The sequence below is a fragment of the uncultured Frigoribacterium sp. genome (assembly GCF_963515265.1).
In the GTDB taxonomy this organism is placed as follows: Bacteria; Actinomycetota; Actinomycetes; order Actinomycetales; family Microbacteriaceae; genus Frigoribacterium.
Map to the genome: position 1 here is coordinate 1 of NZ_CAUPYL010000167.1, position 5655 is coordinate 5655.

General features: G+C 74.4%; 6 protein-coding genes. 3 read left to right on the forward strand and 3 right to left on the reverse strand.

Annotated elements, in window-relative coordinates; translation table 11 throughout:
- Positions 1 to 2: 2 nt before the first annotated feature.
- Positions 3 to 971 (reverse strand): helix-turn-helix domain-containing protein, encoded by a 969-nt coding sequence (locus RWM17_RS11580; protein WP_314103846.1) that lies wholly within the window; start codon positions 969 to 971, stop codon positions 3 to 5.
- A 97-nt stretch (positions 972 to 1068) separates the two neighbouring features.
- Between RWM17_RS11580 and RWM17_RS11585 the strand changes: the two genes are divergently transcribed.
- Positions 1069 to 1818, forward strand: coding sequence for an HD domain-containing protein (locus tag RWM17_RS11585; protein WP_314103848.1), 750 nt, complete (start codon positions 1069 to 1071; stop codon positions 1816 to 1818).
- A 175-nt stretch (positions 1819 to 1993) separates the two neighbouring features.
- A complete protein-coding gene (locus tag RWM17_RS11590; RefSeq protein ID WP_314103850.1) occupies positions 1994 to 3043 on the forward strand; it encodes an LLM class flavin-dependent oxidoreductase in 1050 nt (349 codons plus the stop codon).
- Between the two features lie 200 nt (positions 3044 to 3243).
- On the opposite strand, the gene RWM17_RS11595 is transcribed toward RWM17_RS11590, so the two are convergent.
- On the reverse strand, positions 3244 to 4224 hold the full coding sequence (locus RWM17_RS11595; RefSeq protein ID WP_314103852.1) for a helix-turn-helix transcriptional regulator: 981 nt from the start codon (positions 4222 to 4224) through the stop codon (positions 3244 to 3246).
- A gap of 101 nt (positions 4225 to 4325) precedes the next feature.
- Between RWM17_RS11595 and RWM17_RS11600 the strand changes: the two genes are divergently transcribed.
- Positions 4326 to 5018, forward strand: coding sequence for an SDR family NAD(P)-dependent oxidoreductase (locus RWM17_RS11600; protein ID WP_314103853.1), 693 nt, complete (start codon positions 4326 to 4328; stop codon positions 5016 to 5018).
- Between the two features lie 181 nt (positions 5019 to 5199).
- Here RWM17_RS11600 and RWM17_RS11605 read toward each other — a convergent pair whose 3' ends face one another.
- Positions 5200 to 5376 carry a hypothetical protein gene (locus RWM17_RS11605; protein ID WP_314103854.1) on the reverse strand — a complete coding sequence of 59 codons (177 nt, stop codon included), beginning with the start codon at positions 5374 to 5376 and terminating at the stop codon, positions 5200 to 5202.
- Between the last annotated feature and the right edge of the window lie 279 nt (positions 5377 to 5655).

The window sequence follows — 5655 nt, forward strand, 5'->3', positions numbered from 1 at the left end:
GGTCAGGCGGCGTCGGCCGCGTCCGCCCCGCGGAACGTCGCCCGGTACGCGCGCGGCGTCGTCCCGAGCACCCGCGTGAAGTGGTGCCGCAGCACGGCGGCCGACCCGAACCCGGCCTGACCGGCGACGGCGTCGAGCCCGAGGCCGGTCACCTCGAGCAGGTGCTGTGCCCGCAGGAGACGCTGCCTCGTCAGCCAGGCGGCCGGCGTCGTGCCCAGCTCGGCCTTGAACCGGCGGGCGAAGGTGCGGGGCGACATGTGGGCCCGCGCGGCGAGGGCCTCGACGGTCTGCTCCTCGCCGAGGTGCGCGAGCATCCAGTCGGTGAGGGGCGTCAGCGAGGCGTCGACCTCCTTCGGCAGCGGCGTCTCGATGAACTGGCTCTGGCCGCCGTCGCGGTGCGCGGGCACGACCATGCGGCGGGCCACGACGTTCGCGGCGGCGGCCCCGGCGACGCGACGGACGAAGTGCAGGCACGCGTCGATGCCGGCGGCGGTGCCGGCGCTCGTGATGACCTTCCTGTCCTCGACGAAGAGCACGTCGGGGTCGACGGTCGTGCCGGGGTGCTCGCGCTGCAGGCGCTCGGCGTACATCCAGTGGGTGGTGGCGCGACGGCCCTCGAGGATCCCGGCGTCGGCGAGCACGAAGGCGCCGCTGCAGACGCTGATCAGCCAGGCGCCTCGCGCCTCGGCGGCGACGAGCAGGTCGCGCACGGCAGCCGAGAGCGTGCCGTCGGCCCCGTAGCTGCCGAGCGCTGGGACGCACACCACGTCGGCGTCGGCCGCCGTCTCGAGGCCGTCGGGGACGGTGATGCCGAAGCCCTGGTTCGTGGCGACGACGCCCGGGTGCTCGGTGACGACGCGGTGCTCGAACGACGGGCCGCCGTCGGCGCTGCGGTCGAGGCCGAAGACCTCGCAGAGCACGCCGAACTCGAAGGGGGCGACGCCGTCGGCGACGAGGGTGACGACCTTCATGCGGTCCATGGTGCCTCCCGGCATCTGGCAGTGCTGACGTGTTCGTTGGCGATCCTGCCACTGGTCGGGGTCGGCGTCCACTCGTAGGTTCGGGGGCATGTCGTCCGTCCCGCCCTCGTCCTCGTCCGCCTCCTCCTCGACTCCTTCCGCCTCCTCGCCTCCGTCCGCCTCCTCCTCGTCTGCGACCGCCTCCTCGCCTCCTTCCGCCTCCTGCTCCTCGCCACCTTCCGCCTCCTCGGCCGCCGTCGCGCGCCTCCTCGTGCCGCCCTCCGACGTCGCCGCCCGCGCCCGGGAGGTCACCGCCGCCCACGCCAGCCCTGCCCTGCTGAGCCACAGCGTGCGCTCGTGGGCGCTCGCCGCCGAGCTCGGGCGCCGCGAGTCCGTGCGGTTCGACGCCGAGCTGCTCTACGTCGCCTCGCTGCTGCACGACCTCGGCCTCGTGCCGTCGTTCGACGCGCACGCCGTCGACTTCGAGCACGCCGGGGGAGCTGTCGCTCGCGTCTTCGCCGCCGGAGCCGGCTGGCCGGAGGCACGTCAGCGGCGCCTGGCCGAGGTGGTCGAGCGGCACATGTGGACGTCGGTCGACGTCGCGCTCGATCCCGAGGCGCACCTGCTCGAGCGCGCGACCAGCCTCGACGTGAGCGGCGCAGGAGGTGCGGACTGGGACGCGGCGTTCGTCGCCTCCCTGGTCGCGGCCGTCCCGCGGCTCGGCTTCGCCGCCGAGTTCGCCGCGGCGATCCGCGACCAGGCCGAGCGCAAGCCGGACAGCCAGGCGGGTCGCACGGTGCGGAGCGGCATGCCCGGGCGCATCGCGGCGAACCTGCTCGATCGCCTCCCCTCGGCGTGAGCGGCAGCCGCGGTGGTGGGCTCGTACCGCTCCGTTCGCGCTCGCGCTGCAGGGTTCGGCGGGTTCCCGCCGACTTCCCGCACCCCGCCGCGCCGTGGAATGCCCAGCCGCCGCTCACGGTTCACCCCGTAAGATCATGCACACGCATGAAACGCAGCGGATCGGAGCGCACCCCATGGCACACCCCCTCGAGTTCGGACTCGACACCTTCGGCGACGTCACCGAGCGTCCGGCGGGCGTCGACGGCGCGGGCGAGCTCATCTCGCACGCCCAGTCGATCCGCGACCTCGTCGAGCAGGCCGTGCTCGCCGACCAGGTCGGCCTCGACTTCATCGGTGTCGGCGAGCACCACCGCGTCGACTTCGCGGTCAGCGCGCCCGAGGTCGTCCTCGCGGCGATCGCGGCCCGCACCGAGAGGATCCGCCTGGGCTCGGCCGTGACCGTGCTCAGCTCGGACGACCCCGTCCGCGTCTACGAGCGCTTCGCGACGGTCGACGCGCTCTCGAACGGCCGGGCCGAGGTCATCCTCGGGCGCGGCTCCTTCACCGAGTCGTTCCCGCTCTTCGGACTGGACCTGCAGGACTACGAGGTGCTCTTCGAGGAGAAGATCCAGCTCTTCGCCGAGCTGCTCAAGGACGAGCCCGTCACCTGGCAGGGCACCAAGCGCGGCTCCCTCAGCGACCAGTGGGTCTACCCGCGTCCCGAGAGCGGGACGCTGAAGACCTGGGTCGGCGTCGGCGGATCCCCGCAGTCGGTCATCCGTGCGGCGCACTACGGCCTGCCCCTCTTCCTCGCGATCATCGGCGGCCAGCCCGCCCAGTTCGCGCCCTACGCCGACCTCTACCGCCGTGCCCTCGGCGAGTTCGGCAAGGAGTCGCAGCCCATCGCGATGCACTCGCCCGGCTTCGTGCTCGAGACCGACGCCGAGGCGAAGGAGGTGCTGTTCCCGTACCAGGAGGCGCAGACGAACCAGCTCGGCAGCGAGCGCGGCTGGCCGCCCTACTCCCGTGCGCAGTACGAGCAGAGCGCGGGCCCGCAGGGCGCCCTCTACGTCGGCTCGCCCGAGACGGTCGCCGCGAAGATCGCCCAGAACATGGCGCTGCTCGGCGCCACGCGCTTCGACATGCGCTACAGCATGGGCCGCCTGCCGCACGCGGAGATGATGCGGAGCATCGAGCTGTACGGCACGAAGGTGGTGCCGCTGGTCCGCGAGATGCTCGCCTAGCCGACCCGCGCCTCCTCGGTCCCTGCGCCCGGCCCCGTCGCTCCTCGCACGCGGCCGGGCGCACTGCTGCCTGGGCCGGGCCGGCCGGGCTCGACGTCGATGGCCGCACATGCCGACCGTCAGGCCCCGAGAACACGTTCCGCGACCGGAAATGCCACTGTTGCGGGCTCTCCGGTCGGCATCTGCGGGCCGCGCGGTGCCTAGCGCTCCCAGGACGACGAGGAGGCGGCGGCAGCGTCGGGCGTCTCGCACACGTCACCGGAGATCCCCACGGCGCCCACGGCTCCGACCCGCAGGAAGTCGAGGGCCGCGGCCGCCGGGGTGCCCTCGGCGGCGGTGTACGCGACGATGGCGAGCTCGCTGCCCGGCACGGTGAACACGTCGCAGTCGAGCTCGAGCGGGCCGACCAGCGGGTGGTCCATCACCTTGCGCGAGGACTCGTGCACGCCGACCGCGCCCCGGGCCCAGAGCTCGGCGAACGCGGGCTCGGACGCGAGCAGCCCGTCGACGAGCGCGCGGAGGCGAGGGTCGGCCGGGTGGTCGACGAGCGCCCGGCGCAGGTCGGAGACGAGGGCGGCCCGGAAGCGGGCGCCGCCCGAGCCGTCGAGGTGACGGGTCCGCACCGCCGTGTCCGCGCCTCCTGCGGTCGTCCGTGTCCTGTCCTCCGCCGCGGCGGCAGCCGGGTCGGCCTCGCGACGGGCGTCGCGGAACGCCCGGACGACGATGTTCCGCTCGCCCGCGGGCCAGCCCTCGGGGTCGCCGAGCAGGCGTCCCCAGAGCGGGCTCCAGGTGAGCAGGTCCCAGGAGGCGCTGAAGACCGCGACGGGCGTCTCACGCAGGCGACCCACCAGCCGCTGCACGCCGGGCGGGATGTGCCGCGACACGACGGCCGACGTCGGGGGCAGCAGGCCCGCGCTGCGGAACAGGTGGTCGCGCTCGGCGTCGTCGAGCTGCAGGGCGCGGGCGAGAGCGGTGGCGACCTGGTCGGACGGGTGCCGGGCGCGGCCCTGCTCGAGCCGGACGACGTAGTCGACCGAGAGCCCGGCGAGGGCGGCGAGCTCCTCGCGGCGGAGGCCGGTCGCTCGGCGCCGGCCGCCGGAGGGCAGGCCGGCATCGGAGGGGGCGAGGCGGGCGCGCCAGGTCTTGAGCAGCCAGCCGAGCTGGTCGTCCTGTGCAGGCATGCGCTCATCCTCTCCTCCCCAGGGAGGTGCTGCCTGGTACTGGCAGTCCTCCTGCCGGGGCGGGCCACGCGCGCGTCGACGGCGGCGCGCAGACTCGACCCATGACCACGACACTCATCACCGGATCCAACAAGGGCCTCGGCCTCGAGACCGCCCGCCGCCTGCTGGCCGAGGGCCACACCGTCTGGATGGCGGCGCGTGACGCGTCGCGCGGGCAGCAGGCCGCCGACGAGCTCGGCGCGCGCTTCGTGCAGCTCGACGTCACCGACGACGCCTCTGTCGCCGCGGCGGCCGAGCTCGTCGGGGCCGAGGGCGGGCTCGACGTGCTCGTCAACAACGCGGGCATCACGGGGTCGCACGCCGACCCCGCCGACCTGACGGGCGCCGACGCGCTCCTCGTCCTCGACACCAACGTCGCCGGCATCGTCCGCACGACGCACGCGTTCCTGCCGCTGCTCCGCGCGTCCTCGGCGCCCGCGATCGTCAACGTGACGAGCGGGCTCGGCTCGTTCACCGCGGTGCACGACCCCGACCGCATCGAGTCGACCGTGGTGGCGCCGCTCTACACGGCGTCGAAGTCGGCCGTGACGATGCTCACCGTCCAGTACGCCAAGGCCCTGCCGGGCATCCGGGTCAACGCTGCCGACCCCGGCTACACGGCGACCGACCTCAACGGCCACAGCGGGCACCAGACGGTCACCGAGGGCACCGACGCGATCGTCGAGCTGGCGACGCAGGGGGCGGACGGGCCCACGGGCGCGTTCATCGACCGCAGCGGCGTCGCGCCCTTCTAGGCCGTCGCACTAGGCCGTCGCACGAGGCGGCCCGCTGGTGGTGGCCCGTACGGCCGGCGGTGTGCTGACGTGTCCGGGGTCGACCCGGTCGTGCTCTTCGTGTCCGGTCCGACCGTGTGGGCTCCGCCTGCGAGCCCTGTCGAGCTCCGCACGACCGTCGAGTCGGCGTAGGGCCCGGGGCCTAGCGCGAGCCCGCGTCGGTCGCCTGAGCCGCGTCGGAGGCCGACTGCTGCTGCGACGGCTGCTGCGCGGCCGAATCGTCCGCCGCGCGGTCCGGCAGCGTGCCGCCGAAGAGGGTCGCGGCGGCGATGCCGAGCACGACGACCCCGAGCTGAGTGCGTGCGATCGTGCTGGCCATGGGGCGTCCTCCTGGTCGGGGCGCCTCGTGACGTCCGTGTCCGATCCAAGCCGCCGCGCGCCTCCTGCACGACCCCCAGAGCGAGCGCCCCTCGCACGGGGCGCAGCTTCGTCCGTGGCGCCGAGCTACACCCCCGGACCAGCACCACACCCCCAGAACTGCGGGTGTAGTGCAGAATGCGGGGTGTAGCGCGACGCACGCGGGGCACGCGACGCACGCGACGCACGCGGGGCACGCGACGCACGCGGGGCACGCGACGCACGCGGGGCACGCGACGCG